Source organism: Candidatus Eisenbacteria bacterium (assembly GCA_005893305.1).
GTDB lineage: Bacteria > Eisenbacteria > RBG-16-71-46 > SZUA-252 > SZUA-252 > WS-9.
Genome location: VBOZ01000010.1, coordinates 158,552 through 184,359 on the forward strand (window position 1 = coordinate 158,552; position 25,808 = coordinate 184,359).

19 protein-coding genes are annotated in these 25,808 nt (G+C 68.0%); 11 read left to right on the forward strand and 8 right to left on the reverse strand.

Annotated elements, in window-relative coordinates; genetic code table 11:
• Positions 1-95 precede the first annotated feature (95 nt).
• The 7 genes from E6K79_03955 (at position 96) to E6K79_03985 (ending at position 11,255) form a co-directional block, all read left to right on the forward strand.
• Entirely contained in the window at positions 96-878 is a 783-nt protein-coding gene (locus E6K79_03955; GenBank protein TMQ66021.1) for an enoyl-CoA hydratase, read from the forward strand.
• A gap of 29 nt (positions 879-907) precedes the next feature.
• Complete coding sequence (locus E6K79_03960; protein ID TMQ66022.1) at positions 908-2,089, forward strand: acetyl-CoA C-acetyltransferase; 1,182 nt, start codon at positions 908-910, stop codon at positions 2,087-2,089.
• Between the two features lie 15 nt (positions 2,090-2,104).
• Entirely contained in the window at positions 2,105-2,965 is an 861-nt protein-coding gene (locus E6K79_03965; GenBank protein TMQ66023.1) for a 3-hydroxybutyryl-CoA dehydrogenase, read from the forward strand.
• Between the two features lie 17 nt (positions 2,966-2,982).
• A complete protein-coding gene (locus tag E6K79_03970) occupies positions 2,983-4,197 on the forward strand; it encodes an acetyl-CoA C-acetyltransferase (protein TMQ66024.1) in 1,215 nt (404 codons plus the stop codon).
• Positions 4,194-5,459, forward strand: a complete 1,266-nt coding sequence (locus tag E6K79_03975) for a 2-isopropylmalate synthase (GenBank protein TMQ66025.1) — start codon at positions 4,194-4,196, stop codon at positions 5,457-5,459. Before E6K79_03970 ends, E6K79_03975 begins: the two co-directional genes overlap by 4 nt.
• The gene (locus tag E6K79_03980; protein ID TMQ66026.1) at positions 5,323-6,525 is read left to right on the forward strand and encodes a 3-isopropylmalate dehydrogenase; all 1,203 of its coding nucleotides are present in this window, start codon (positions 5,323-5,325) and stop codon (positions 6,523-6,525) included. The genes E6K79_03975 and E6K79_03980 overlap by 137 nt, the downstream gene beginning before the upstream one ends.
• Positions 6,526-6,818: 293 nt before the next feature.
• Positions 6,819-11,255 (forward strand): T9SS type A sorting domain-containing protein, encoded by a 4,437-nt coding sequence (locus tag E6K79_03985; GenBank protein ID TMQ66027.1) that lies wholly within the window; start codon positions 6,819-6,821, stop codon positions 11,253-11,255.
• Between the two features lie 72 nt (positions 11,256-11,327).
• Here the strand turns inward: E6K79_03985 and E6K79_03990 are convergent, their stop codons facing one another.
• A complete protein-coding gene (locus E6K79_03990; protein TMQ66028.1) occupies positions 11,328-12,230 on the reverse strand; it encodes a ketopantoate reductase family protein in 903 nt (300 codons plus the stop codon).
• 92 nt (positions 12,231-12,322) lie between these two features.
• Here E6K79_03990 and E6K79_03995 point away from each other — a divergent pair, with 92 nt between their 5' ends.
• The 4 genes from E6K79_03995 (at position 12,323) to E6K79_04010 (ending at position 16,782) form a co-directional block, all read left to right on the forward strand.
• Entirely contained in the window at positions 12,323-13,114 is a 792-nt protein-coding gene (locus tag E6K79_03995; GenBank protein ID TMQ66029.1) for an HAD family hydrolase, read from the forward strand.
• A 21-nt stretch (positions 13,115-13,135) separates the two neighbouring features.
• Positions 13,136-14,692: a hypothetical protein gene (locus tag E6K79_04000; GenBank protein TMQ66030.1), complete on the forward strand. Its 1,557-nt coding sequence runs from the start codon at positions 13,136-13,138 to the stop codon at positions 14,690-14,692.
• A 19-nt stretch (positions 14,693-14,711) separates the two neighbouring features.
• Complete coding sequence (locus tag E6K79_04005) at positions 14,712-15,122, forward strand: hypothetical protein (GenBank protein ID TMQ66031.1); 411 nt, start codon at positions 14,712-14,714, stop codon at positions 15,120-15,122.
• An 88-nt stretch (positions 15,123-15,210) separates the two neighbouring features.
• Positions 15,211-16,782 carry an ATP-binding protein gene (locus tag E6K79_04010; GenBank protein TMQ66032.1) on the forward strand — a complete coding sequence of 524 codons (1,572 nt, stop codon included), beginning with the start codon at positions 15,211-15,213 and terminating at the stop codon, positions 16,780-16,782.
• Here the strand turns inward: E6K79_04010 and E6K79_04015 are convergent.
• The 7 genes from E6K79_04015 to E6K79_04045 all read right to left on the reverse strand — a co-directional run bounded on the left by E6K79_04015 (position 16,779) and on the right by E6K79_04045 (position 25,730).
• The gene (locus tag E6K79_04015) at positions 16,779-17,426 is read right to left on the reverse strand and encodes a dienelactone hydrolase family protein (GenBank protein TMQ66033.1); all 648 of its coding nucleotides are present in this window, start codon (positions 17,424-17,426) and stop codon (positions 16,779-16,781) included. The two genes, E6K79_04010 and E6K79_04015, sit on opposite strands and share 4 nt — an antisense overlap.
• Before the next feature lie 66 nt (positions 17,427-17,492).
• Positions 17,493-18,878, reverse strand: a complete 1,386-nt coding sequence (locus tag E6K79_04020; GenBank protein ID TMQ66034.1) for a hypothetical protein — start codon at positions 18,876-18,878, stop codon at positions 17,493-17,495.
• A complete protein-coding gene (locus E6K79_04025; protein ID TMQ66035.1) occupies positions 18,845-20,452 on the reverse strand; it encodes a DUF3492 domain-containing protein in 1,608 nt (535 codons plus the stop codon). Before E6K79_04025 ends, E6K79_04020 begins: the two co-directional genes overlap by 34 nt.
• A complete protein-coding gene (locus tag E6K79_04030) occupies positions 20,449-21,075 on the reverse strand; it encodes a hypothetical protein (protein ID TMQ66036.1) in 627 nt (208 codons plus the stop codon). Before E6K79_04030 ends, E6K79_04025 begins: the two co-directional genes overlap by 4 nt.
• Complete coding sequence (locus E6K79_04035) at positions 21,072-21,965, reverse strand: hypothetical protein (GenBank protein ID TMQ66037.1); 894 nt, start codon at positions 21,963-21,965, stop codon at positions 21,072-21,074. The genes E6K79_04030 and E6K79_04035 overlap by 4 nt, the downstream gene beginning before the upstream one ends.
• Complete coding sequence (locus E6K79_04040; protein TMQ66038.1) at positions 21,952-23,391, reverse strand: tetratricopeptide repeat protein; 1,440 nt, start codon at positions 23,389-23,391, stop codon at positions 21,952-21,954. Before E6K79_04040 ends, E6K79_04035 begins: the two co-directional genes overlap by 14 nt.
• A 2-nt stretch (positions 23,392-23,393) precedes the next feature.
• Positions 23,394-25,730, reverse strand: a complete 2,337-nt coding sequence (locus tag E6K79_04045) for a T9SS type A sorting domain-containing protein (GenBank protein ID TMQ66039.1) — start codon at positions 25,728-25,730, stop codon at positions 23,394-23,396.
• Positions 25,731-25,808 lie beyond the last annotated feature (78 nt).

Genomic DNA, 25,808 nt, shown 5'->3' on the forward strand with positions numbered 1-25,808 from the left:
GAATGTGCCTACGGGTGATTTGCTCCAGGCCTGGCGACCCACGCCCGGGCCTGGCCCGGGGGCATTTATACCCCCACTCAACCATCGTGGCCCCAATGACTTATGAGAATCTGATCGTCGAGGTAAAGGACCGGATCGCGCGCGTGACCGTGAACCGGCCCAAGCTCCTGAACGCGCTCAACGAGAAGACCGTGCGCGAGATCCACGCCGCGTTCTCGGCCCTCCGCCACGACCCGGCCGTCGGCGCCGTGATCCTCACCGGCTCGGGGGAGAAGGCCTTCATCGCGGGAGCCGACATCAACGAGCTCGCGGTGATGACGCCGCTCCAGGGCGAGGCCTCCTCGCGCCTCGGTCAGGCCGCGCTCTCGGAGATCGAGTCCCTCGGGAAGCCGGTGATCGCGGCCATCAACGGCTTCGCGCTCGGCGGAGGGTGCGAGCTGGCGCTGGCGTGCCACATGCGGTTCGCGGCCGAGGGAGCTAAGATGGGCCTGCCCGAGGTCGGGCTCGGGATCATCCCGGGGTACGGCGGAACGCAGCGGCTGCCGCGCCTGGTCGGGCTCGGCCGCGCGCTCGAGCTCATCGCGACCGCGCGGATGATCGACGCGCAGGAGGCGTTCCGGATCGGACTCGTGAACGGCGTCATGCCGGCCGCCGAGCTCCTGCCCCATTGCGAGAAGGTCGCCGGCGAAGTCCTCGCGCGCGGGCCGATCGCGGTGCGCTTCGCGATGGACGCCGCGATCCGCGGCCTGGAGATGGATCTGGCGCACGGACTCGAGATGGAGTCGGCCTACTTCGGGCTGGTCTCCGCGACCGCCGACATGCGGGAGGGGCTCAAAGCCTTCCTCGAGAAGCGGAAGGCTACCTTCACCGGCGTCTAGGCATCCGCCTAGCCGGGAGCGGGAACCGCATGGAACGGGTGGCAATCGTCGCTTCGGTCCGCACGCCGATCGGGAAATTCCTCGGCTCGTTTGCGGAGCTGAGCGCGGCCGATCTGGGCGTGGCCGCGACGCGCGGTCTCCTCGAGCGAGCGGGCGCGGCTCCCGGCGACGTGGACGAGTTGATCTACGGATGCGCGCGCCAGGCGGGAGGCGGACCCAACATGGCGCGGCAGGTCCTGATCCGAGCTGGAATCCCCCAGGAGCGCCCCGCCTTCACCGTGAATCAAGCCTGCGGCTCCGGACTCCAGGCGATCCTCCTCGCGGCGGAGCGGATCCGTTCGAACCGCGCTCGCGTGGTCGTCGCGGGCGGAGCGGAGAGCATGACGCGCGTTCCGTATCTTCTCGACCGCGCCCGCACGGGTTACCGCCTGGGGAACGCGCCGCTCGCCGACGGCATGTACCGGGACGGGTTCCTCGATCCGATCTGCGGGCTCCTGATGGGGGAGACCGCCGAGAAGCTGGCCGATCTACACAAGATCTCGCGCGAGGAGCAGGACGCCTACGCGCTGGAGAGCCAGCGCCGCGCCGGCGCCGCGATTCGCGAGGGGCGATTCAAGGACGAGATCGTTCCCGTGACGGTCCCGGGGCGGAAGGGCGAATCGCGGGCGGTGACCGGCGACGAGCATCCGAGGCCCGACACGACGCTCGAGGAGATCAAGAAGCTCCCGCCGGTCTTCCGCGAGGGAGGCACGGTCCACGCGGGGAATTCCTCAGGGATCACCGACGGCGCTTCCTCGATCCTCTTGGTCGCGGAGTCGGTCGCCCGGGAGCGAGGCATGAAGGCGCAGGCTTGGGTGGGGGAGAGCACGGTCGTCGGCGTCGATCCCTCGATCATGGGAATCGGGCCGGTGCCCGCGACGCGCGAGCTTCTCGGGAAGACGGGGCGGACGCTCGACGCATACGAGCTGATCGAGCTGAACGAGGCTTTCGCCGCTCAGGTCCTCGCGTGCGAACGCGACCTCAAGCTCGATCGCGCCCGGCTCAACGTGAACGGCGGCGCGATCGCGCTGGGGCATCCGATCGGGGCAACCGGCGCCCGCATCGTGACGACGTTGGTCCACGAGATGGAGCGCCGGGGAGCATCGCTGGGCCTGGCCACGCTCTGCGTGAGCGGCGGTCTTGGTATCGCGTTGGAACTCATCCGAAACTAGGGAGGACGGAAGGCGATGGCGGCGTTGAAGACGGTGGGCGTGGTCGGATGCGGTCTCATGGGGTCCGGGATCGCTCAGGTGAGCGCCCAGGCGGGGCTCGTCACGTGGGTGCGCGAAGTCGACAAGCCCACCCTCGATCGAGGTCTCGGACGGATTCGGAAGTTCCTGGACGACGGCGTTGCGAAGGGGAAGGTGACCGCGGAGGACCGCGACAAGGTGCTCGCGAACATCAAGGGGACGACGGAGCTTCGCGACCTGGCCCCGTGCGAGCTGGTGATCGAAGCGGTGGTGGAGAGCATCGAGGCCAAGCGGGAGGTCTTTCAGGCTCTCGACAAGCTGGTTCCGCCCACGGCGGTCCTGGCCAGCAATACCTCCTCGCTCTCGATCACCGAGATCGCGGCGACCGCGGGCCGGCCGGAGCGGGTTCTGGGACTCCACTTCTTCAATCCCGTCCCGCTCATGAAACTGGTCGAGATCATCCGCGCCCTGCCCACGAACGAGGCCGCGTTCGATGTCGCGAAGGGGTTCGTCGAGAAGATCGGGAAGACCGCCGTCGTGGCCAAGGACACGCCCGGCTTCGTGGTCAATCGGCTCCTGGTGCCGTATTTGCTCGACGCCGTCCGCGTCTTCGAGTCGGGCGTCGCATCTAAGGAAGATATCGACAACGGGATGAAGCTCGGCTGCGGCTACCCGATGGGGCCGCTGACGCTCCTCGATTTCGTTGGCCTTGACACCACGTACTACATCGCCAACATCATGTTCGAGGAGTTCAAGCAGCCGCAGTACGCCGCGCCGCCGCTGCTCAAGCGGATGGTCCTCGCGGGCTACATGGGCCGCAAGTCCGGCCGCGGATTCTACGACTACTCGAAGACATAGGAAGGCAAGGGACACCGATGGCACGCGAAGAAGTCGTCATCCTGAACGGCGCCAGAACCCCGATGGCGGAGTGGGTGGGCGGCCGGGCCGGCAACGGGAAGCCCGGCGGCGCCTTGAAAGACGTCTCGGCGATCGACCTGGGGGTCATCGCGGCCAAGGCCGCGCTCGAGCGGTCGAAGGTTCCGCCCGACCTGCTCGACCACGTGGTGTTTGGAAACGCGCTCCAGACGAGCGGTGACGCGATCTACGGCGCGCGCCACGTGGCGCTCAAGGCGGGGGTCCCGGTTCCGGTCCCCGCCCTCACCGTGAACCGCCTCTGCGGCTCGGGCATTCAATCGATCATGGAGGCCGCGCACCTCCTCCAGCTGGGGGAAGCCAATTTCGTGCTCGCCGGCGGGATCGAGAACTTGAGCCAGGCTCCGTTCGTCGTGCGGGGCGCCCGGAGCGGGCTGCGCCTGGGCCAGGGCGTGCTCGAGGATTCGCTCCTGACCGCGCTCAAGGATTCCTACTGCGGCCTCTTCATGGCCGAGACATCGGACAACCTGGCGCGGCGGTACAAGATCTCGCGCGAGGAGCAGGATGCCTACGCGTTCCGCAGCATCACGGAGGGAAGGCGCGCGATCGACTCCTGCCTCCTGAGCGAGGAGATCGTGAAGGTCACCCTTCCCGGGCGGGAAGCCAAAGTGGTGGAGAAGGACGACCACTGCTTTGAGGGCGCGACGCTCGAGGGCCTCGCGAAGCTCCAGCCCGCGTTCGGCAAGGACAGCTTCGTCACCGCGGGGAACGCGAGCGGGATCGTCGACGGCGCCGCGGCCGTTGTCGTCACGACCGCGCGCCACGCGGAGAAGCGCGATCTCAAGCCGATCGGCCGCATCGTTTCCTGGGCGGTGACCGGAGTCGATCCGGACGCGATGGGGATCGGCCCCGTTCCGGCGACGCGCGCCGCGCTGAAGCAGGCCGGCATGACGGTCGACGACGTCGACCTCTTCGAGATTAACGAGGCGTTCGCGGGGCAGTACCTCGCGGTCGAGAAGGAGCTCGGGAATCCGCGGGAGAAATCCAACGTGAACGGCGGGGCGATCGCGCTCGGCCATCCGCTCGCGGCAACCGGCACCCGGCTCGTCCTCACGCTGCTCTATGAGCTTCGTCGGCGAAAGAAGCGCTGGGGCGTCGCCGCGGCCTGCATCGGCGGGGGACAGGGGATCGCGATGGTGGTCGAGGCGCTCGCGTGACCCAGCCGTCCGAGCGGGACTTGATCTTCGATTGGAACGTCGGCGAGGGCGGGCCCGTTCGGCCTCCGCGCCCCGTCCAGGTCGTGGACGAGACCCTTCGAGACGGCCTCCAATCGCCCTCGGTCACCGATCCTCCCATCGAGGAGAAGATCCGCGCGCTCCACTTCCAGGCGCGCCTCGGAGTCCACGGCAACGACATCGGCCTCCCGGGCGCGGGCCCCCGCGCGAAGGAAGCCGCGCTGGCATTGGCCAAGGAGATCGCGCGCGCCAAGCTCCCGATCGAGCCCTACTGCGCCGCGCGGACGCACAAGGACGACATCGACCCGATCATCGATATTTCCCAGAAGTCCGGGCTCAGGATCGAGGCCGCCACCTTCATCGGCTCGAGCCCGATTCGCCAGTACGCCGAGGACTGGGACCTCGACCGTCTTCTCCGTCACACCGAGGAGGCGGTCACCTACTCGACGCGGAACGGCGTGCCGGTGATGTACGTGACCGAGGATACGACCCGCGCGCGCCCGGAGATCCTCCGCCGCCTCTACACGAAAGCTGTCGAGTGCGGCGCCCGGCGGGTCTGCGTCTCCGACACCGTGGGGCACGCGACGCCGGAGGGCGCGGCCCGGCTGATCGCCTTCATCCGCGGCGTCGTCGACGCGACCGGCGAGAAGGTCGGCGTCGACTGGCACGGCCACCGCGACCGCGACCTCGGCGTCGCCAACGCGCTGGCCGCGCTCCTGGCCGGAGCCGATCGGGTGCACGGGACGATCCTCGGGGTGGGAGAGCGGGTGGGGAACGCCCCGCTCGATCTGATCCTCATCAATCTGAAGCTCCTCGGCTGGCTTGACCCGGACCTGACCGCGCTTCCGGAGTACTGCGCCCTCGTTTCGAAGTCGTGCCGCGTTCCGATCCCGTACAACTACCCGGCGCTCGGCCGGGACGCGTTTCGCACCGGCACCGGCGTCCACGCCGCCGCGGTGATCAAGGCCAAGAAGAAGGGCGACTCCTGGCTCGCGGACCGCGTCTACTCGAGCGTCCCCGCCGGCATGCTGGGATTGAAGCAGGAGATCAACGTGGGCCCGATGTGCGGCGAATCGAACGTGATCTACTGGCTCACCGAGCACGGCCATGAGCCCGGCCGTCCCCTGGTCGAGCACGTCTTCCGGCTCGCCAAGCAGCGCGAGGCGGTGTTCGAGGACGCCGAGCTGGAGCTCATCGTCGTCGAGTTCAAGCGGAGCCGGAGCGGGGCGGCGGCGCGTGGCTAAGCGCTACCGGATCGCGGTCCTGCCCGGCGACGGGATCGGCCCCGAGGTGACGCGGGAGGCGATCGAAACGATCCGCTTGGCCGCCGACGTGCGCGGCTTCGCGCTCGATCTCACGCAGTATCCCTTCGGGGCCGATCACTACATGAAGTCGAAGGAGATGTTTCCCGCATCCGCCCTCGAGGAGATGCGCGGCCACGACGCAATCTTGTTGGGCGCGATCGGCGACCCCCGCCTTCCCGTGGGGCTCCTCGAGCGCGCCGTCATCTCGGGAATCCGGTTCGGGCTCGACCTCTACGTCAACCTCCGCCCCGTGAAGCTCTACGCCGAGCATCTCTGCCCCCTGAAAGGGAAGCGCCCCGAGGATGTCGACATGGTGGTGGTGCGGGAGAACACCGAGGACGTCTACGCCGGCATCGGCGGGTTCTTGAAGAAAGGGACCCCCGACGAGGTGGCGATGCAGGAGATGATCTTCACGCGCAAGGGAACGGAGCGGGTGATCCGCTACGCCTTCGACCTCTGCCGGCGGCGCGCGAAGACGAAGAAGCTCACGATGGTGGACAAGGCAAACGCGGTCGGAGCGATGGATCTCTGGACGCGCACGTTCGAGGAAGTCGGGAAGGATTATCCCGACATCCAGCGGGATCACGCCTACATCGACGCCGCCTGCATGTGGATGGTCAAGAACCCCGAGGCGTTCGACACCGTCGTGGTCTCGAACATGTTCGGGGACATCCTGACCGACCTCGGCGCGGCGATCCAAGGAGGAATGGGAATCGCGGCTTCGGGAAACATCCACCCCGGCCGTGTCTCGATGTTCGAGCCGATCCACGGCTCTGCCCCGAAGCACGCCGGAAAGAATGTCGCGTCGCCGGTGGGGGCAATCCTGGCGGGGCAGATGCTGCTCGAGCATCTCGGCGAGTCTGAGGCGGGCGCCCTCATCGGAGCCGCCGTGGAGGAGCTTTTCGCGTCCGGAAAACTGCGCTCGACCGGCACGGACAGCGGGATCGGCACCAAGGAGCAGGGCAACATGCTCCGGGAAGGCATCCGCCGGGCGGTCCCCTCTTGACTTCTCAAGTTTGGTTGTGCTACTATCTTGCGGTGTTTAGAGGATAAAATCTCGCCAAGAGGTTTGGCGCGAAGGACTTGCGAGATCCCCCTCTCCCTCGGCTGCACATAGCCGAGCCTTCCTTCGAGCCAACCTCCGAATTACGTCGAGATGTAATCCTTCGGCCCTCATATGGGCCGTGTAATCGTTGGGGTCGCGCGGCTCCGCGCGGCGGGGGAAGCATCCGCGTCACGACATCGTGCGTTCATTGGTCTGAGCTAGGCATCTTGCGTGCCACTTCAAGGAGGCTTCCAATGAAGTTCGTGTTTCGTCTCGCTTTATTTGCCGCGGTACTCACGCTTCCCTTCGCCGTTCCGGCGTCCGCCCAGTACATGTACATGGATTCGAATGGGAACGGAATCCATGACACGGGCGATCGCCTGAACGCGAACAACGACTCGACGATTGTGGACATCTACCTGGTCACGAACATGAATAAGGACGGGAGCGTGGCGGGCTGCAACACGGTCCCCGGGACCGCGATGGACATCAACTCGTACGCCTTCAACATCGTGGCGACGGGCGGGACAGCGACGTACGGGAACTACATCAACCGCCAGGCGACCGCGTTCCCGAACCAGGCGCAGACGTTGAACACTGGGGACGGGACGTTCAAGACGGGGTTCTACGCGTTTACGTACACGCCTGCGGGATTGTTTCGGCTTGGGACGCTGACGATTACGGGGACGGGCGGGTCGCCCAAGATCGGCTTTGTCGATATCCTTCCGGCCTCACAGGACTTCACTTCGTTTGGGACGCCGTGCCCCGGTATCGCGGGCGACAACACGTACCGGTTGGACGGTCCGAACACGCAGGCGTTCTATGGTGGGCCCGGCGACTGGTTAATCGCCGAAGGGCTCGATGCGGCGCCGGGCGGGAATAACCCGCCGGTAGTTACGAATCCCGGGAACAAGACGGTAAACGAGCTGGCGCCTTTGACGTTCACGGTGACCGCTACCGACCCGGACGCGGGCCAGACGGTGTCGTTCTCGTTGGATGCCGCCACGGTTACGAACGGGGCGACGATCGGCTCGGCATCGGGAGTGTTTAGCTGGACCCCGACGGAGGCGGAGGGACCTGGGAACTATCCGGTGACCGTTACGGCCACGGATAGCGGGAGCCCCTCCGCGAGCAGCTCGGCCGGGTTCTCGATCACGGTGAACGAGGTGAACCAGGCTCCGGTCTTGGCCGCGATCGGCGACAAGACGGTAACGGTGAACAGCCCGCTGACTTTCACTGCGACCGCGACCGACGCCGATCTGCCCGGGAACGGGAAATCATTCGGCCTGACCGGCGCCCCCGCCGGCGCGACGATTAGCGCCTCGACCGGCATTTTCAACTGGACCCCGGCGGCGACGGGCACGTTCCCGCTGACGGTCACGGTGACCGACGACGGAGTGCCTCCGCTCGGCGACTCCGAGGGGATCACGATCACGGTGAGTGCGGGGGCCAACCAGCCGCCGGTGCTCGCGGCGATCGGGAACAAGTCCATCGCTGAGCTGGCGTCCCTGGCCTTCACCGCGACGGCGAACGATCCGGACGCGGGCCAGACGCTCACATTCTCCCTGGACGCCGGCTCCCCCGCGGGGGCGGCGATCACCGGGGCCGGCGCGTTCTCGTGGACCCCGACCGAGGCGCAGGGCCCGGGAAGCTACCCCGTTACGATTCGCGTGACGGACAGCGGCAGTCCCGCGATGGAGGACTTCGAGGCGATCTCGATCGCGGTCAGCGAGGTCAACGTCGCTCCGGTCTTGGCCGCGATCGGGGACAAGGCGACGACGGTCGGCGGGGCCGTGGCGTTCACGGCGACGGCTACCGACGCGGACGTTCCGGCGAACACGCTCGCGTTCTCGCTGGACGCCGGCGCTCCGGCCGGAGCGGCGATCGGCGCGACGACGGGCGTCTTCAGCTTTACGCCTTCGGCGAGCGGCACCTTCCCGGTGACGGTCCGGGTGACCGACAATGGAACGCCCCCGCTCAGCGACTTCGAGGCGATCTCGATTGTCGTGAGCGCGGCCGCGAACGTCAACCCGGTGCTCGCTCCGATCGGGAACAAGACCGTGGATGAAGAAGCGACGCTGAGCTTCACCGCGACGGCGACCGATGCCGACGCCGGCCAAACGCTGACGTTCTCGTTGGACGCGGGCGCGCCGGCCGGAGCTTCAATCAACGCCTCGACGGGCGCGTTCAGCTGGACGCCGGCGGAGGCGGACGGACCGGGTAGCCATTCCATCACCGTGCGGGTGACCGACGATGGGACCCCGAATCTCGGCGATTCCGAAACGATCTCGGTCACGGTGAACGAGGTCAACGTGGCGCCGGTCCTGGCCGCGATCGGGGACAAGGCGGGGACCGTCGGGGTCGAGGTCGCCTTCACCGCTACCGCGACGGATGCCGATGTTCCAGCCAACACTCTCACCTTCTCGCTGGATGCCGGCGCACCCGCCGGAGCCACGATCAACGGCTCGACGGGCGCTTTCAGCTGGACGCCATCGGCTACCGGCAGCTTCGCGGTCACGATTCGGGTGACCGATAACGGCACGCCTGCCCTCGATGACTTCGAGGCGATTTCGATCAACGTAGGCGCGGGGGTCGTGAACCACGCTCCGGTGCTCGCGGCGATCGGGAACAAGACGGTGGACGAGGGGACGCCCTTGACGTTCACGGCCACCGCGACCGATGCCGACGCGGGGCAGACGCTCGCGTTCTCTCTGGATTCCGGCGCCCCTTCCGGCGCGGCGATCACGGCGGCGGGCGGCGTGTTCTCGTGGACGCCTGGAGAAGCCGACGGTCCGGGTAGCCACCCGGTCACGGTCCGCGTGACGGACAACGGCAGCCCCGCGATGGACGCTTTCGAGGCGATCTCGATCACCGTCAATGAAGTGAACGTGGCGCCGGTTTTGGCGGCCATCGGGAACAAGGCCGGGACGGTGGGGGTCGAAGTCGCCTTCACGGCGACCGCGACGGACGCCGACGTTCCTGCGAACACCCTCACGTTCTCGCTGGATGCAGGCGGTCCCGCCGGAGCCACGATCAACGGCTCGACAGGCGCCTTCAGCTGGACGCCCTCGGCCACGGGAAGCTTCGCGGCGACGGTACGGGTGACGGACAACGGCACACCGGCGCTCGACGACTTCGAGGCGATCACGATCGACGTGACCGAAGCGGCGGTGAATCACGCGCCGGTGCTCGATGCGATCGGGAACAAGGCGGTGGACGAGGGGCTGCTTCTCAGCTTCACGGCCACCGCGACGGACGCCGACGCGGGCCAGACCCTCACGTTCTCGCTGGATACCGGTGGCCCCTCAGGCGCGGCGATCACCGCGGGCGGCGTGTTCTCGTGGACGCCGACCGAGGCGCAGGGCCCCGGCAGCTACCCGGTCACCATTCGCGTGACGGACGACGGCAGCCCTGCGATGGATGATTTCGAGGTGGTCACGATCGACGTGAACGAGGTGAACGTGGCGCCGGTTCTGGCGGCCATCGGGAACAAGGCGGGGACCGTAGGGGTCGAAGTAGCCTTCACGGCGAGCGCGACGGACGCCGACGTTCCAGCCAATGCCCTCACATTCTCGCTGGATGCCGGCGCTCCGGCCGGAGCGGCGATCAACGGCTCGACGGGCGCCTTCAGCTGGACTCCCTCGGCTACGGGAAGCTTCGCGGCGACGGTCCGGGTGACGGACAACGGCACCCCAGCACTCGACGACTTCGAGGCGATCTCGATCGACGTGACCGAGGCGGTGGTGAATCACGCGCCGGTGCTTGACGCAATCGGGAACAAGTCCGGCACGGTGGGGGTCGAAGTCGCCTTCACGGCGACCGCGACGGACGCCGACGCGGGCCAGACGCTCGCCTTCTCGCTGGATGCCGGCGCACCGGCAGGGGCGGCGATCAACGGCTCCACGGGCGCCTTTAGCTGGACACCTTCGGCTACGGGAAGCTTCGCCGCGACGGTCCGGGTGACGGACAACGGCACCCCGGCACTCGACGACTTCGAGGCGATCACGATCACGGTCGGTGGCGGCGGCGGGGAGACACTGGCGGCCAACGCGTTCTTCGCCGGACCCAACATAATTACGGTCCTGGACGCGAATCGGGCTACTTGCGTTGAGATCGAGCCGGTGCAGAACTCGTACTCGAACGACGATGTCGATCTCTCCAGCATCGTGATGATCTATGCGGGCAAGCAAATTTCAGCGCTCGCAGACAGGACCGACCTCAACGGAGACAAGAACCACAACGGGGTCCGCGAGATCAAAGCCTGCTTTTCGAAGGAGGACCTTCGGTCCCTGTTCAGCGATCTCCCGCGTGGCCTGAGCCGAGTCGAGGTCGCGATCGAGGGGAATCTCGAATCGGGCGCGAGGTTCGGCGACACGGTGAAGCATTTCGTCTTCGTGTTGAGCACCAGCAGCACCGGCAGGTGCGGCCTGGCAGCTCAGCCGAATCCACTCAATCCGGAGACGATCCTCAGCTTCACGACGACCCAGAGGGGTCCCGTCACGGTCCGCGTCTTCGACACTTCGGGAAGGCTCGTAAAGACCCTGCAGGACGGGACGATGCCGGCCGGATTCAACTCGGTCCGGTGGGACGGGTCGGCTGACAATGGCACCCACGTTGCCACAGGGGTCTATTTCGTGAAGATGATCTCACTCGATGGAGAGCAGAGACTGCGCGTCACGGTTCTCAAGTAGTCCGAAGGAAGACGAGCGGGGCGGCCCTCACGGCCGCCCCGTTTTCGTTTGCGGCGTCGCCTTGGCGGCGCTTCAGGGGCGTGGCGCCTCCGCGGCCATCGATTCCGCAGCCAGGACGAGCGCGCGGATCCCTTCCAGGACCGGGACGGGCTCCCCGACCTGACGGGCGGCCCGGACCACGGCTCCGATGATGGCCTCCGCTTCCGTCCGCCGGCCGCGCGACAGATCCTCCGCCATGGAGGAGCGATTCGCGTACGTGTCTTCGAGGACCGCCTTGAGGAGGGGAATCGGATCGAACCCGCCTTCGACGTAACCGGCCCTGACCCCGACCCGCGCCGCCTCCTGGGCCGCGGCCTCCGCGATCCGGAGAAGAGGCCCCGACTCGAGGATCGCGCCGTTCGGCCTGCCCGAGAGCGCGGAGATCGGGTTGACCGCCGCGTTGAGGGCCAGCTTCCGCCACAAGATCCCATTCGCGTCCCGGCTCGCGTCGGCCGTGAGGCCCGCGCCCTCGAACAGCGTGGCCGCGTATTCGGCCCAGCGAAACTCGGTGTTCCGCCAGGACGCGAACCGCGTCGGCCCGCGCGCGGAGGCGTGAAGGGCGCCGGTCTCGTCCAGGTAGGCGCCCAGGGACGTGGCCCCCGCGATCAGGGGCGAGCGCGGGAGCGCGGCCTCCAGAATCTCCATGTTGCCCCAACCGTTTTGAAGCGAGCAGATCGCGGAGGCAATCCCTGCTTCGACGATCGATCGCGCGGCGGTCCCGGTGTCGTACGATTTGACGCAGAGGAAGACGAGGGTCGCGGGCTTGAGTCCCTCCGCGCGATCCTCGATGAGCGGCTGCGATCCCTCCTGGCTCAGCGCCTCACGCCGCGCGGGACTCCGCGCGTACACGTGGACCGTATGTCCCGCGCGATGGAGCCGCGTCGCGAGCAGCGTGCCGAGCGCGCCGGCGCCCAACACGCCGATGGTTTCCGCCATGTCGTCTCCATCGGTGCGTTGACAGGGGAATCGTCAGGAGGTACGCTTCACTCCTCTCGGACATCGATCGTCTCCCCCGATCATACAACTGAATGATGAATCCCAAGACACCGCTCCGCGGCGTTATCTTCGATTATGGCAACACGCTGATCTGGCTCGGCCCCAAGCGCAGATCGACGCGGACCGATTATGCCGACGTCGTGGCCCGGCCCGGCGCCGAGCGCCTCGCGCGGTTCCTTGTGTCGACGGGGATACTGGGGGATGAGAGCGCGGCCGCCGACTTCGTGAAACGCTACCTCGAGATCCGGGAGCGAAACCGGGCTCTGGCCGAGGAGACCGGAAGGGAAATCACCGCGCGCGAATCCTTGATCTCGGCGCTCGAATCGCCGGCGGCGGTCGCGCCCTCCTCGGAGGCGAGGCTGCGCAAGGCGGTCTCCGAGTCGTTCGTCCCCGAGATCGAGGCCGTCGAAGCGCTTCCCGGCGCCACGGAGACGCTCGACATGTTGAGGCGGCGCGGCGTCAAGCTCGCGCTCCTTTCCAACTGCACCGATGGAGACTATGTGAGGACGGTCGTCCGTCGACTTGGATGGGAGGGATACTTCGACCCGTTCGTGGTCTCGGCCGACATCGGCGCTCGAAAGCCGCTCCCCGAGGCGTTCCGGCCGATGCTCGATCGTTGGGAGCTGGCCCCCGAGGAGGTCGCCATGGTGGGAGATTCCCTCTACCACGACGTCGCCGGCGCGGGACAGCTGGGCCTCCAGACGATCCACTTCACGGCGATCGAAAATCCGAGCGAACCCGCCCACCGGGCGGCGGTCCGGCCGGATTGGACCGCTGCGTCGCACGCGGAGCTCTCGCAGCTCCTGATCCGTCTCTCGGCCTGACGGAAACGTATACTGGAACGCATGGGGAAGAAGCGTGATCGTGGGCAGCGACCGAGCGATCGGCGCCCTTCCTCGTCGCGTGCTCCTGTCCGCTGGGGAATCTTCCTCCCGTCCCTCGTGGCCGTCGTGCTCTGCCTCCCGTGCCTCCCTCTCGGGTATATCTGGGACGACTACTACTTCCTGACGTTCCGGGGGAGTGGGGATTACCGAACCTATCTTCTACCGGACCGGCACGCCGCCTTCTACCGGCCGATTTCGCAAGGACTCTACTTCCTGTTCCTCCGGCTGGCAGATCCGACCAACGGGATCCTCGGCCACGCTCTGAACCTGGCCATTCTGGGCACCTCAATTCTCCTTTTGGTCCTGCTGGTGTCGCGGTTGTGCGGTCCCAGGGCCGGACTCCTCTCGGGGCTCACTCTCGCGAGCCTCGGGCTCGTACCTGGCCTGGTCGCCTGGATCAGCTGTAGCCAAGACCTGCTCGCGGTCGCACTGGTGCTGGCCGCTCTCCTGCTCCGCCACCGAGGGAAGGACATCGAAGCGCTCGCCTGTGCGACGGCCGCTGTGCTTTGCAAGGAACCCGCCATCGCAGCCCTTCCGGTGCTCGTCCTCTGGGATCACCTAATCGGGCGGCCGGCTTCGCGGCCCCGGTTTCAGGTCGTGGCTTACGCGGCGGTTGCCCTTCTGTGGGCGGTCATCCATCCCGGCATCCGACTCCTGGCCGCTCACGGATTTCAGAGCGGCTCGGCCGGATACGTTGGGATGGAGCATCCGGATCGTTGGGGGTCGTACCTCATCCGGTACATCATGACCCTCGCGAACCTGCCGCCCCCGGGGTTCACCGTTTCCTGGTGGGGCGAGAGAGCCAAGTATGGTCTCGCCGCCCTGGCGCTGCTCGTCGCTGGGTTCCTGTACCTGGACTCTCGCCAGCCACGCGATCAGGCATCGAAGCCGCTCCCGATCGGCCGAGTCGCGCTGATCTCCGCGTTGTTTGGAGTCCCGACCCTCTTGATGCCGACCGTTCTGATCCGCCACTGGGCACCGTACTTCGCCTTCATCCCGGCCGTTGGGGCGGCGATCTTCGTCGGACCCCTTCTTGCGAGGCAGCGGACGGCCGTGGTTGTCGCGGTGCTCGGAGTGTTTCTGCTGCTCGGAATCCGCTACCGCGGACTTCGCGCGGAGAACGAGCCTGTCTGGACCGAGCGGGTGTTTGCGGACGCGGCAAGCGCCGTGCGCACGGTGCGGGCGAATTTCCGGACCATTTTCCCGCGCTTTCCGAGGGCCAGTCAGGTCGTGGTGTCGGTCTCCTCGACTGGCGTCCGCGGCGTTTACAGCACGTTGATCGAAGGTCAGGCTCTGAGCGTGTGGTATCGGGATCCGACGCTCCGGACCGTGGCGACATTGCAGAGGCAACCGGGTGCGCCGGCGGAGTTTCTGGTTCGCGTCACAACCGACCTCGACGTGATTTCAATCGATCCGGACACTCGTCGCATCCGATCCACGACTAGAACGGCGCCCGACCTGACCGAGATCGGCCGGCCGGTCGTGAATTACGCGGCGCGCGGTCGCGGCCGGCGGTGACTATGACCGCGCCGTTCACATGGTGCAGGGTCTTGCCCAAGCCGAGACCGGCGCGAACCGCGATTACGTGCAGCGGACCTCCGCGATGATCCTCCTGGCTGCGGGCCACAGGGAAGAGGCCACGACGATCCTGGCCACAGTCCCTGCACTCTCGAAGGAAGATGCGCTTTGGGCCTTGAAGCCCATGCTGACCGAGACCAGCGCCAGCGAAAGGCTGGACGGGGCCGCATTCGAGGCCTTCGGCCTCTCGAGCGATGACCCGGAGGCAATCCGGTGGGTCATGGGCAGATTTCAGAGAGAAGGGGGACTGGCGCAGGCAGCCTGGTATGCGGAGCGTCTGCTTCAGGTCGCTCCGGAAGATTCCGAGGGCACCGATGTGATCGCCGCGGCAAAGCGCGCGGGGCTCAAGCCGCGGCGGACCGTCCCGTGAGAGGTCGCATTGACACGTGAATTAAACCGCGCCTAGACTTCAGCTCTCCTCGCCTATCCTCCCTCCCACATTCCCCGCTCGGAGTTCCATGCTCGCGCGCGTCTGGAGCTGCGCGACCGTCGGTATCGAGGGGCATTTCGTCGAGGTCGAGGCGGACCTCGGCGTGGGTCTCCCCACCTTCACGATCGTGGGCCTGCCGGACGCCGCCGTCCGCGAGAGCCGCGAGCGCGTGCTCGCGGCGGTGCGCAACTGCGGCTTCGAATTCCCGACGCGGAAGATCACGATCAATCTGGCCCCGGCGCACGTGCGGAAGGAAGGGGCGCGGTTCGACCTTCCGATCGCCGTGGCGCTCCTTCTGGCGTCGGGTCAGATCCCACGCGGGAGGCCGGTCGAGGAAGGGATCTTCGTCGGGGAGCTGGCGCTCGACGGCACGCTCCGCGGCGTTCGAGGGATTCTCGCCGTCATGGCGGCCGCGCGTCGCGAGGGTCGGGGCCCGGTCTGGGTTCCGATCGACAACGCTGCCGAAGCGCGCGCGCTCCCGGATGTCCCGATCGAGCCGATCGAATCGCTCGCGGCGCTCCGGGGCGATGAGACGATGGGCGGGGGATTGCGCCCGCGCCGAGCGGCGCGCCACGCGGGGGATCGACCGGCGTCGGCACACTCGGCCGAGGTGGCGGCGGTGTCCTCCGACGCGCCGCCGCCCGATCTAGGCGAGGTGCGCGGCCAAGGCCTCGCCCGGCGCGCGCTCGAGATCGCCGCGGCCGGAGGGCACAACCTGCTCCTCGTCGGACCGCCCGGCGCGGGGAAGACGATGCTCGCGCGCCGCCTCCCCGGGATCCTTCCTCCGCTGGCGGCGGATCACGCGGTCGAGGTCACCACCATCCATTCCGTGGCCGGACGCCTCCCGCCCGGCGCGGGGCTGATCCGGCTCCCTCCGTTTCGCGCGCCGCACCACACGATCTCGCCCGCCGGGCTGATCGGCGGCGGTCGCGGGCCGTATCCGGGGGAGGCGAGCCTGGCGCACCGCGGCGTGCTCTTCCTCGATGAGCTGCCCGAGTTCGCCCGAAACTCCCTGGAAGCGCTCCGCCAGCCGATCGAGGAAGGGGTCGTGACCGTGACCCGCGTGGGCGGATCGGTGACCTTCCCCTCCGCTTTTTCTCTCGTCGCGGCGATGAATCCCTGCCCGTGCGGCTTCCGCGGCGATCCGCGGCGCGCCTGCCGCTGCGCGCCCGACGCGGTCGCGCGCTATTGGTCCAAGGTGTCGGGCCCGATGCTCGATCGAATCGATCTGATCCTCGAGGTGCCGGCCGTTCCCATGGACGATCTCTTCGCCCTGGAACTGGCCGAGCGATCGGAGGCGGTTCGCGGGCGGGTTGTTCGCGCGCGCGCCGCGGCGGTTCTGCGGACTCCATTCGAGGGGAGAAACGCGTCGCTTACGGCAAGCGAGTTGGGCAGGGTCGCGCCCCTCGACGCGGGCACCCGGCTTCTCCTCAGGCACGCCGCCGAGACGCTTCGGGTCACGGCTCGTGGCGTCATTCGGGTGCGTCGCGTGGCCCGGACGATCGCCGATCTGGCGGGCTCGCAGGCCGTGCGCCCCGAGCACGTGGCGGAGGCTCTGCAATACCGGATGCCTGCCGGGGTCCTGCAAGGCGGCGGCTAGGTAAAGGGGCGCCTCAGGAACGCCAGGGTTCGATCCCACGCCAGGCTCGCCGCCGCCCGGTTGAATGCATTCGGGCGGTCAGGCTCAAAGAACCAGTGTCCCGTGCCCGCGTAACGGTGGAACGTGGCCGGCCGGCCGGCACGACGCAGGGCTGCCTCCAGCTTGTCGACCTCGGATTGCGGCTCAAACTCATCGGTCTCCGCAAAGTGACCGAGGTAGTCAGCCCTCGAGCGGCTGTAGTCGGCGGGCCCGGTCCCGTAGAAGACGGTCACGGAACGGATGTGCTCGGGATCGGTAGCCGAGAGATCCAGCGCGAAGTAGGCCCCCAGCGAGAAGCCGATCACCGCGAGCCCATGGTTGGCCCGGCCGGCGCGTTCGCAGAGAAACCGTGTCGCGTCCGCGATGTCCGCCTTGGCCAGGTTGGCGTCGAGCGCATTGCTGAGGGCTACCGCGTCGGGAATCCTGTCCGCGATCTTGCCGTGATAGAGGTCCGGGGCGAAGCTGACGAAACCGGATTCGGCCAGCCGCTTGCAGAAAGCCTTCATCGTGTTGTTCAGCCCCCACCAGGCGTGGAGAACCAGGACACCGCTGCCTTCGCCGCCGGGCGGAACGGCGAGGTAGCCGTTAGGTTGGGTAGGTTTCATTCGCATCTCCTCGATTTGCGTGTCGAGCCGTGCGCTCTCACGGGTCCCAAGCCCTACTCCAGGGCGCTAGCGAATGGGCTGCCGTCGTTCCGCTCTTCCCCTCCGTTCCGCGCCAAACGGCTGACCGAGCAGCGTGTGCTTCAGCACCGCGCGTAGCCCGCGAAATACGCGGTGCCAGGTCAGGACCGCGCCGAGGTAGCAGCCCAGCAGCGTTCCGACACTCGGCGGTAGCCCTGACCGCGATGCCGCCACGGTGAACGCCGCGACCCCCAGGAAGACGCCCGTTGCGGCAAGGCAAGCCTCGCGCCGGAGGTCGAAGTAGTAGAGGAGAATGAGTCCGAGCAGGCCGAGGGCTTGCGCGCCGGCCGCGACGAGAAGGAGCCGGTAGGGCAGGATCGCGCCGGGCGGCAGCCCCAGCCAACGAGCCAAAGGCTCGGCCGCGAGCAGGAGGAACCCAGTCACCCCTCCCTGGACCGATGCGGCGCCGCGGAGCAGCCGTGCCGCCTCGTCCACGAGCGCTCGGCCGCCGCGACGAAGCTCCATGAGAGATGCCCCCTCCTCCAGGGAAAGGTAGAACCCCTGAAAGCGCCGGTGAAACGTCGTCTCGACCTCCACGAAAATCCACGCCAGGCAAGGGATTGTCGAGAACCACGCGATGGTCGACGCCCCGGCGTGAAACGCGGCCGCCTCGCCGCCGACCAGGGTCCAGGCGATGAGCTTGTCGACCCACAGCGAAGCGTTGAAAGCGAGTCCTGCCCCCGCGAGCGCCGCGTAGTCGCGAAACGCGGGCAGGAGCCTGGCTCTCTCGTCGGCCTCATCCGGCAGTGCCCGGAAGATGCCGACGAGCAGGATCACGAGCGTGAGGGTCTGCCCCGAGATCAGCCCGAAGAGGTATTCCGGAAGGCCGAGGCCGGCCACGGCAACGAGAAGGGCCGCCAGGAAGAAGCTCAACGCCCATCCGGCTCCCACGGCGCCGAGCACGAGGCCGGGAGAACAGAGCCCGTTGCCCACCGACAACGCGGTCCACTGGGCGCCGACGGCCGCCGAAAGAGCCGCGCCCCACAGGATGATGCGAAGAGGCAGGTCCAAGGCGAGGAGCGTGAGGCCGGCGGCGACGACGCAGATGACAAACGTCGCGGCGAGTCCGCGACAGAAAGGAGCAGCGATTGCCCAAAGGTGCCTCTCGTACAGGCGATCCGCGGCGTAGCGGGAGACCACGATCTGGACCGGTCCGGCCACGAGCAGCGCGACGGCGTAGGCGACGTTCACCACGATTCCGCCGGTGGCCAGATCGGCCCGGTCGCGGCCGATGACCGCCGGCAGCGAGATGAGCACCGCCGTGGTCAGCACCCACGGCAAGGCCATGACGGCCGCGCCCGTCGCGTAGGCGGCGGCCGCTCCGGAAATTCCTCGATGGATCAGGCGCTCGAGGCGCCAGCCGATGCCGGCCATGGTCCGGCCCTGTAGAGTGCCCGGTACGTCGAGACGGTCGCGTTCTTCCGGTAGTACACGGCCACGCGCCGCTGACCGGCCGCCCCCATGAGACGCCGCAGCTCGGGATCCAGGGCAAGTCGAGCGATCGCCGCCGCGGTCTCCTCGGGCGCGGCGAGCCGCGTCACGATACCGCTCGGGCCGATGCGTCGATCGGCGCCGGTCCGCCCCTCGAGGAGATCGCGACAGGCGCCGACGTCGGAAGCAACGACCGGAATCCCCGCGGCGTTGGCCTCCAGAATGACAAGCGGCTGTCCTTCGCTGAAGCTGGTGAGGACCACGATGTCGATCGCGGGGTAGATGCGCTCGATCGGCCGCGCCTCTTCGAAGCGGATCACATCCGCGAGGCCGAGCTTCGCCACGAGGCGGCGGCACCGCCGGACGTACCTCGGGTCCTCCTCGATCGGACCGATGATGCGCACATCCAGCTCGACGGCGCGGAGCGCCAGGAAGCACGCACGGATGAGGGTGACCACGTCCTTGATCGGCACCAGTCGGCCAACAAAGCCGACCCTCACCGGGCTCCGCTCCGCGGCTTGGGACGGCCGCCCGCCGACGCGCGATTGGAACTCTTCGAGGTCGATCCCGTTGGGGACGACGAGCGTCCTGCCGGCCGGGGCGCCGTCGGCGATCTGCCTCTTCCGGCTGCCATCGGACAGCGAGACGACGCTCGAGGCCCGCGTGTACGCGCATCGTGCCAGGGCGCGAAAGAACTGGACCCACATCTTGCGCAAAGCCGAGGCCGTCGCGCTGTCGATCGCTCCGTCGGTTCCGTTCCAGCGCCGGCTGTCACGGGTTCCGCGGAACCAGGCGGCCTGGTCCAGCTCGAGCTTCCGCTCGCGCGTGTAGATTCCGTGCTCGGTCAGAAGGAATGGCCGGCCGGTCCGGTGGCTCCACACGGCCGCCAGGATCCCGGCGTAGCCGGTGCAGAGCGCGTGATACGTGGCCGCGGCCGGCGGCTCGGCGCCGAGCAGGCGCACGAGCGGCATGTTCATGGAGCGGAAGTGCCAGAAGAAATCCAGGAACGAAGCGTCCGGAGCCAGCCGCTCGCAGAGCTCCGTCATCAGCTCAAACGATGCCCGGCCGTGGAGAAAGGCGCCGACCGACAGATCGTCGGCGGCGAGGTCGTCCAGCAGTGACGAGTCGGCGTGATCCTCGAGATGCAGCCGGCGGATGCCGTGAAGGACGCGGGAGGACCGCAGTACATCGGCGTGGCGGCGACGCTCGGCACGAGCCGCCCGCACCAGGGCGGCGGCATCGTTGCCGCGCGCCAGCGGCTCGCGACAATAGAGGTCCGTCAAGCTGACCACGTTGGCCGGCAGCGAATAGACGGACCGGGTGTAGGTCCCTCGGTCGGGGGCAACGTGCACCAGAGCGAATCGGAGGTCCGGGAGGCTTGCGATCAGATCGTGGACCCACGCCGACACGCCGCCCTTCACGTACGGGTACGTCCCTTCCAGCACGAGGCAGACGTCCGCCGGCGCGGTGGCATTCTGGCCGTCAACCGGGGCCGGCTCGGATCTCGTCGGGATCAAGGTTGGCCCGCCTGACGTTCGGCGCGCTCGCCGATCTCGTCCAGCACCAGCGCGGCGGACAGGGCCAGATCGGGATCACGACCCGACGCTGCCCGGCGCAGCAGGGCGATCGCCCCCCGGTCGCCGCGTCGCGAAAGCGTGGATAGCGCGGCGCGGCGCTGTTCGTCGTCGCCGGAGTCCAACGCGTCGTAGGGCGAAAGCGAGTCGCGGAGGCGTTCCATCGCGGCCACGGTGAGCTCGGGTCGCCGGCGCGCCTTCCTGCGACGGCCAGCCGTGGTGGTGCCGCGTCCGCTCGTAAAGATCGCCGCGGCGGCCACCGCGGCTCCGACGCAAGGGACGGTCAGCAATGCCGCAGCGCAGAGCCACCGTCGGCTGGGCCGTGCGTAGGGCATGCCGGACAGGAGCAGGACCGCCGTCGCGTGCAAGACCGCCGCCGCGGAGCCCTCCAACAAGGGCGAGAGCGGTGCGCCGAAGAGCAGGATTCCGGCCGCGACGGCATCGATCGCGACGCACGAGGCAAGCAGCGCGGCGCCGCGCTGGGGTTCCTCGCGCTCCTGGGACGCGGTCGCTCCGATCGCCGGTAGAGCCGCGATCGCTCGAATCGTCCGCACCGGGGCGATCATTCGTGCCTCCGCGCGTGGCCGTTCGCCCCGCTCGGGCGCGATCGACCGATGGCGATGGCCGGCGCACACCACGAGGCGATGACCTCGAGATCGTGTGCCGTCGCCTCGTCCGGCCCGGATCGAGGGATCCCCCAAAGGGCGATGACCCCGATCCGGTCGTTCCCGCTGAGAATCGGCACGGTCAGATCGGCGTCGCGAAGCGCCAGCGGCGTGAGCGCTTCGGGCCCCCTCGCGTCCCGAACGGCCAGGAGCCGCTGGTATCCGTTCCTGCCCACCTTGACCGCCGCGGCGGAGGCTTCGGTCCGCGCGAGCGCAAGGTCGGCTGCCCCTTCGGCGGCGGCGATCGGATCCGTTCCATCCAGGCCTGCGGCGACTTCGCGCAGAAAGGAAATGGAGGTCGACGTGCGATCGACCCGCGCGCGAAGCGTCGCGACAACATCGCGAAGGGTCTCGTTCTTCGTTTCGGCCTCGGAGGCTCGGCTGGAAGCCGTGGAAAGCCGCTCACGAAGCTCCGTCTGGGTTCGCAAATGCCACGAGGCCACCCAGGAAACCGCGAGGCACGCGGCGAACGCGATCAGATTGGGTCCCGAGTCGAGGCGGCTCCACGCGGTCACGAGCCCGGTGCCCGCGACAGCCGTTCCGACTCCGCCGGCGCATGCGGCCGCGATCAGGCCCGGATAGAGCCCGCCGCTGCCGTATCGCGAGGCCAGGACGAGCACGACGATCCAGCCCGGGTGCGGCTCGAGGACGGTGCCGGCACGCGCTGCCAAAAGCTCGGGGAGGAAGGCGAGAGCGGCCGCGAGCCAGAGCGCGTCTATGGCGCGCCTCCTCAGCGTGGGCCGAATCTGACGAAGGGGTTGTCTCACGATCCGCTCCTTAGCGATCAACATGGAAGCTCAACCATCCTTCCCGGCGTTGTCCGACGAGCCCGCTGGCCACCTCGGTGGCCCCCTCGTACCCCAGCGCGAACCGGGTCCAGGGCGTCGGCGCCCAGACGAGGCTCCCTCCGGTCCTCCACGCACGGGCCTCGCGCGCGGAGTCGTGGGCAAGACCCGTGCGCAGCTCCAGCCCCAAGTTGCCTCCCGGCGACGCGACGGTCAGGGCGGCCGAAGCCTCGTCGACCGAGCCGCGCGGGACGAGCCCGATGACCGAAGCGAACTCGGGCGTCGTGCGCGTGGACATGTCGTAGTGCCGGTAGGCAACCGTCATGGCCGACGAGAGCGTCGTGGGCGCGATCAGCGCCTCGTCCAGCATCTCGCCCCGCACGGCGGCGCCCGGTTGCCTCCACAGGACGAAGTCGGCGCCGGCGATCCACAGCGACTGCCAGGCCTTGGGGCGGCGCGTCGAGCGGGGATCCGCGTCCAGGACCGAAAGCTCTCGCCCTCGTCCGCCGGCCTGGAGGAGCAGGCGGCGGGAGAACAGGTGCGAATACAGGTGACCCTCCGCGGCCGTGGTCCGCCCTCCGCGAAGCACCGTGATCGCAGCCTCGTCCCAGGGGGTTTCGAGCTCGCCTCTCGCCTCGGCTTCGAATGTCCGTCCGAGAGGCGCCCGCCCCGCGACCGCTCCCCCGACGCCGAGGTCCTTTCGCGCGGCGCCCCGAGGTGTGACCACGTGGAGGCGCGGACCGAGCGCCAACGACGCGCCGGCCGCGTTCCGCTGCACGAACGTCAGCGCGAGCACGTCGGACGCCGCTTTCGCGGGGTTGGTCCTTCCGTCCGCGGCGTAGTGAGTGCCCAGGAGAGCCAGGTGGCGGCGCGAGCCGAAGGGAACCGCGGCGCCGGCCTGGACGCATGAAGCCTCCGCGTCCGGATCGGACATCACCGAGAGCGGCGCCCCGACCTCCAGGGCGGTCCGGCCGTTCATCCGCTCGATCGCCGCGTCGAGCCCCGGAGGTGGACTGCCCGCGCTCAGCTCCCGCGCGCGGCGGTACGCCCGAAGCGCCTCGCCTTCCTCTCCTGAGCGCTCGAGAACCCGTCCATAGTCGGCCTGGATGCGCGAGTCGTCGGGAAACTTCGCGGCGAGTGCGGACCGGACCCGACGCTCGCCCTTGAGGTCGCCCATCGATTCGAGGGCGAACGCGAGCATCTCGTTCGCCCTGCGATTCGACGGATCGACCGCCAAGACGCGACGGAGCATGGCCGCGGCCGGTTCGAACGCCCGCGCCTGGATCATGGCCTCTGCCCGCTCCAGCGTGGCGGCCGAGGCGGACGGCGCCTCCGCAGAGGCCCGTCCGCCCGCCGCGATCAACGCGAGAGCAAGTGCCGCAATGGCTAGCCAGCCGCGACCGAAATGCCGCACCGGTCCCGTGAGCGGCATGGCTATTTCAACACCACGAATCTCCCGGCCGACACTCCCTCAGCCGCCTCGATGCGATAGAAGTAGACCCCCGATGAGAACCTCTTGTCGCCGACGCGCACGTCGTGGGATCCGGATGGGAGATTGGGTTGATCGATCAAAGTTCGGACCAGGCGTCCCACCGGGTCATACACCCGGACTCTCGCGAATCCAGGCCGTGTCGTGCGGAAGATGAGCTTCGCTTCCGGATTCAACGGGTTCGGAGAAACGGTGGCCATCAACGGGTTGACGGCGCCGACCGGAGTCGGGCCGCTGGAGGATGCGCCTCCGTTGATGTTGTAGGTGACGGTCTGTCCGGGACCGACCGAGACGTGGCTGATGCACTGACCACCGTAGCTCTCGGACGACGCGGAGCAGAGTCCCGTGACCGGCACGACCGCCGACTCGGACGCGGTGATCGTCATCGTCCCTTGGCTCGGTACGAACGAAGCCTGGACTCCGGCCGCGTTGTACCGCATGCGAGCGCTCGTCCACTCGCCGAGGGCGGCCATCGTCTTGGTGCGGACCGGCAGAACAAAGATCCTGCCGTACTTGTCCAGCGTCCGATCGAGCAGGTCGCCGAGCAGCGTGTGCACGCCGTCATAGGCGCGCAGGTTGCTCTGATGGAACATCCAGGGATCGATCTCGCCCCGGAGCATGTACTGGAGGAGGACGTCGGACTCCTTGTCCAGGACCTCGCTGTAGCTGAGATCGCGTCCCCAGTAGCTCCGGTAGAGGTAGTTGTACTCGCTCGCCCATTCGGACGGCGTCGTGACGTTGTAGAAGAGATTGACCGGCCGCCTCGGGATCATGAGGATGCCGGGCTCCAGGGCGTTATAGATACCGGCCTGAGGCGTCGGATTGTCCATCCCGGGCTTGGACGTGTCGGTGACGAGGAAGCGGACGCCGGCGTCGTAGGCCGCGCTCATGGCGTCCGGGTTCGCGAGCCCGGAGACGTCGGGCGTGACCAGCGCCCGGAGATCGTAGTTCGCGAATCCCATCGACGCGGCCGTTTGGTTGTTGCGCGTGATCTCCCAATAGACGCGGTCATAGCTGGCGGAGTCGGGGTCCAGGTTTTGGTGGGTGAACGTGTGATTGATCCACGGGAATTGGGAATCCGTCAGGTCCACCGCAGGCGTGAGCAGGTCGGGGCTGTAGGTGCCGGTCGTGCCCTCCCCGTTGAACGCCATGTGGAGAAGCAGGTCCGACGTCTGCGATTGGAGCTGTTTCTGCGTCTGCCAGGCAGCGGTGGCCGCCCAGTCGATCGCATTGATGCGGTAGATTCCTCCTCCATATACATCGTCGTCGATGAAGATGTCGTCGACCTGCGGCGTCATGTAGACGTGGCGCTCGCCCAGGAACAGCCCTCCCGTCACCCAGTTCATGAGGCCGTGCGAGAGCGTCAGGCTATGGACGAGGAAGAAGTTCCCGTCGAACGTCATGGAGAGCACCTCGCGGCCGTCGGGATAGGTCCGGACCAGCGCGAGCGCATCACCTTGCGCGTCGTTCAGGAGCACGTTCGTTCCGGTACCCGCCGCCTGGGCCAGATACGTCCAGGCCTTGGTGATGACGATCGGATTTGCCGCGTTCACGTACGAGAACACGGACTGGCCCGATGGGGTCAGCCGCGCGGAGATCGGGCTCGTCGTGGCATCCATCCCCGTTGCCGGGCCGTAGCCCAGGTCCGCGGTCGGGAGCGCGTAGGCGATCGCCGTGCGGACCCGGTATTTCGCCTGGTAGTCCCACAGCGTCTGCCATTCCGAAGCGCTGAACGCGCTTGTCCAGGTCGTTCCGTTCAAGTACGCCAGGCTTCCGGTGGTGAGCACGATGCCCTGGAAATACGCGTGAGCGTCGCCGTCGGACAGCATGGCCGGCGTGAACCCGCCCGGAGTCTTGGTCGCGACGTACAGCGTGTACGGAATGCCCGCGTACTCCGCCGCCTGGCGGATGGCTCCGAGCACGGGCTCGGTTCCGTCGGCGGAGACGACCAAGAGCTTCGCGTCCAGTGTCGCCGTCGTGACCGGCAGCTCGGTCGAGCCGGACGTCCCGGGTCCGTTCGAGGGCCAGACTTGCGGCAGCGAGGGAATCGTGGGCAGCTCCGGAGGTCCCAGGGGCAGACCCGGCGGAGGGGGCAATGGTAATGGCAAGGGTAACGGCGGTGGCGGAGGTAGCGGAGGGAGCGGAGGGAGCTGAGCGAACGCCGCATGACCGCACGCGAATATCATCGCGGCGGCGGCAAGCAGGAACGCCGGCGCCCTAGCCGTCCATCTCGATCCCCGGGATTTCTTCGCTTTGGTAGTGCATCTCCTCATGGTCCTCATGTTTCAACTCCTCCATTTCCTGCAGGCCCCCAAACATCTTCTGCATCCCCCCGTGTGTGTTGATCGGGCATCTCGGGC

Excerpts from the sequence above, each read along its gene's own strand:
- E6K79_03980 (TMQ66026.1), top strand. The coding sequence starts at position 5,323 with ATGAGCCCGGCCGTCCCCTGGTCGAGCACGTCTTCCGGCTCGCCAAGC.
- E6K79_04000 (TMQ66030.1), top strand. The coding sequence starts at position 13,136 with ATGGGGAAGAAGCGTGATCGTGGGCAGCGACCGAGCGATCGGCGCCCT.
- E6K79_03970 (TMQ66024.1), top strand. The coding sequence starts at position 2,983 with ATGGCACGCGAAGAAGTCGTCATCCTGAACGGCGCCAGAACCCCGATG.
- E6K79_03965 (TMQ66023.1), top strand. The coding sequence starts at position 2,105 with ATGGCGGCGTTGAAGACGGTGGGCGTGGTCGGATGCGGTCTCATGGGG.
- E6K79_04030 (TMQ66036.1), bottom strand. The coding sequence starts at position 21,075 with ATGATCGCCCCGGTGCGGACGATTCGAGCGATCGCGGCTCTACCGGCG.
- E6K79_04035 (TMQ66037.1), bottom strand. The coding sequence starts at position 21,965 with ATGTTGATCGCTAAGGAGCGGATCGTGAGACAACCCCTTCGTCAGATT.
- E6K79_04010 (TMQ66032.1), top strand. The coding sequence starts at position 15,211 with ATGCTCGCGCGCGTCTGGAGCTGCGCGACCGTCGGTATCGAGGGGCAT.
- E6K79_03985 (TMQ66027.1), top strand. The coding sequence starts at position 6,819 with ATGAAGTTCGTGTTTCGTCTCGCTTTATTTGCCGCGGTACTCACGCTT.
- E6K79_04040 (TMQ66038.1), bottom strand. The coding sequence starts at position 23,391 with ATGCCGCTCACGGGACCGGTGCGGCATTTCGGTCGCGGCTGGCTAGCC.
- E6K79_04020 (TMQ66034.1), bottom strand. The coding sequence starts at position 18,878 with ATGGCCGGCATCGGCTGGCGCCTCGAGCGCCTGATCCATCGAGGAATT.
- E6K79_04005 (TMQ66031.1), top strand. The coding sequence starts at position 14,712 with ATGGTGCAGGGTCTTGCCCAAGCCGAGACCGGCGCGAACCGCGATTAC.
- E6K79_03960 (TMQ66022.1), top strand. The coding sequence starts at position 908 with ATGGAACGGGTGGCAATCGTCGCTTCGGTCCGCACGCCGATCGGGAAA.
- E6K79_03990 (TMQ66028.1), bottom strand. The coding sequence starts at position 12,230 with ATGGCGGAAACCATCGGCGTGTTGGGCGCCGGCGCGCTCGGCACGCTG.
- E6K79_04015 (TMQ66033.1), bottom strand. The coding sequence starts at position 17,426 with ATGAAACCTACCCAACCTAACGGCTACCTCGCCGTTCCGCCCGGCGGC.
- E6K79_03955 (TMQ66021.1), top strand. The coding sequence starts at position 96 with ATGACTTATGAGAATCTGATCGTCGAGGTAAAGGACCGGATCGCGCGC.
- E6K79_04045 (TMQ66039.1), bottom strand. The coding sequence starts at position 25,730 with ATGAGGACCATGAGGAGATGCACTACCAAAGCGAAGAAATCCCGGGGA.
- E6K79_03995 (TMQ66029.1), top strand. The coding sequence starts at position 12,323 with ATGATGAATCCCAAGACACCGCTCCGCGGCGTTATCTTCGATTATGGC.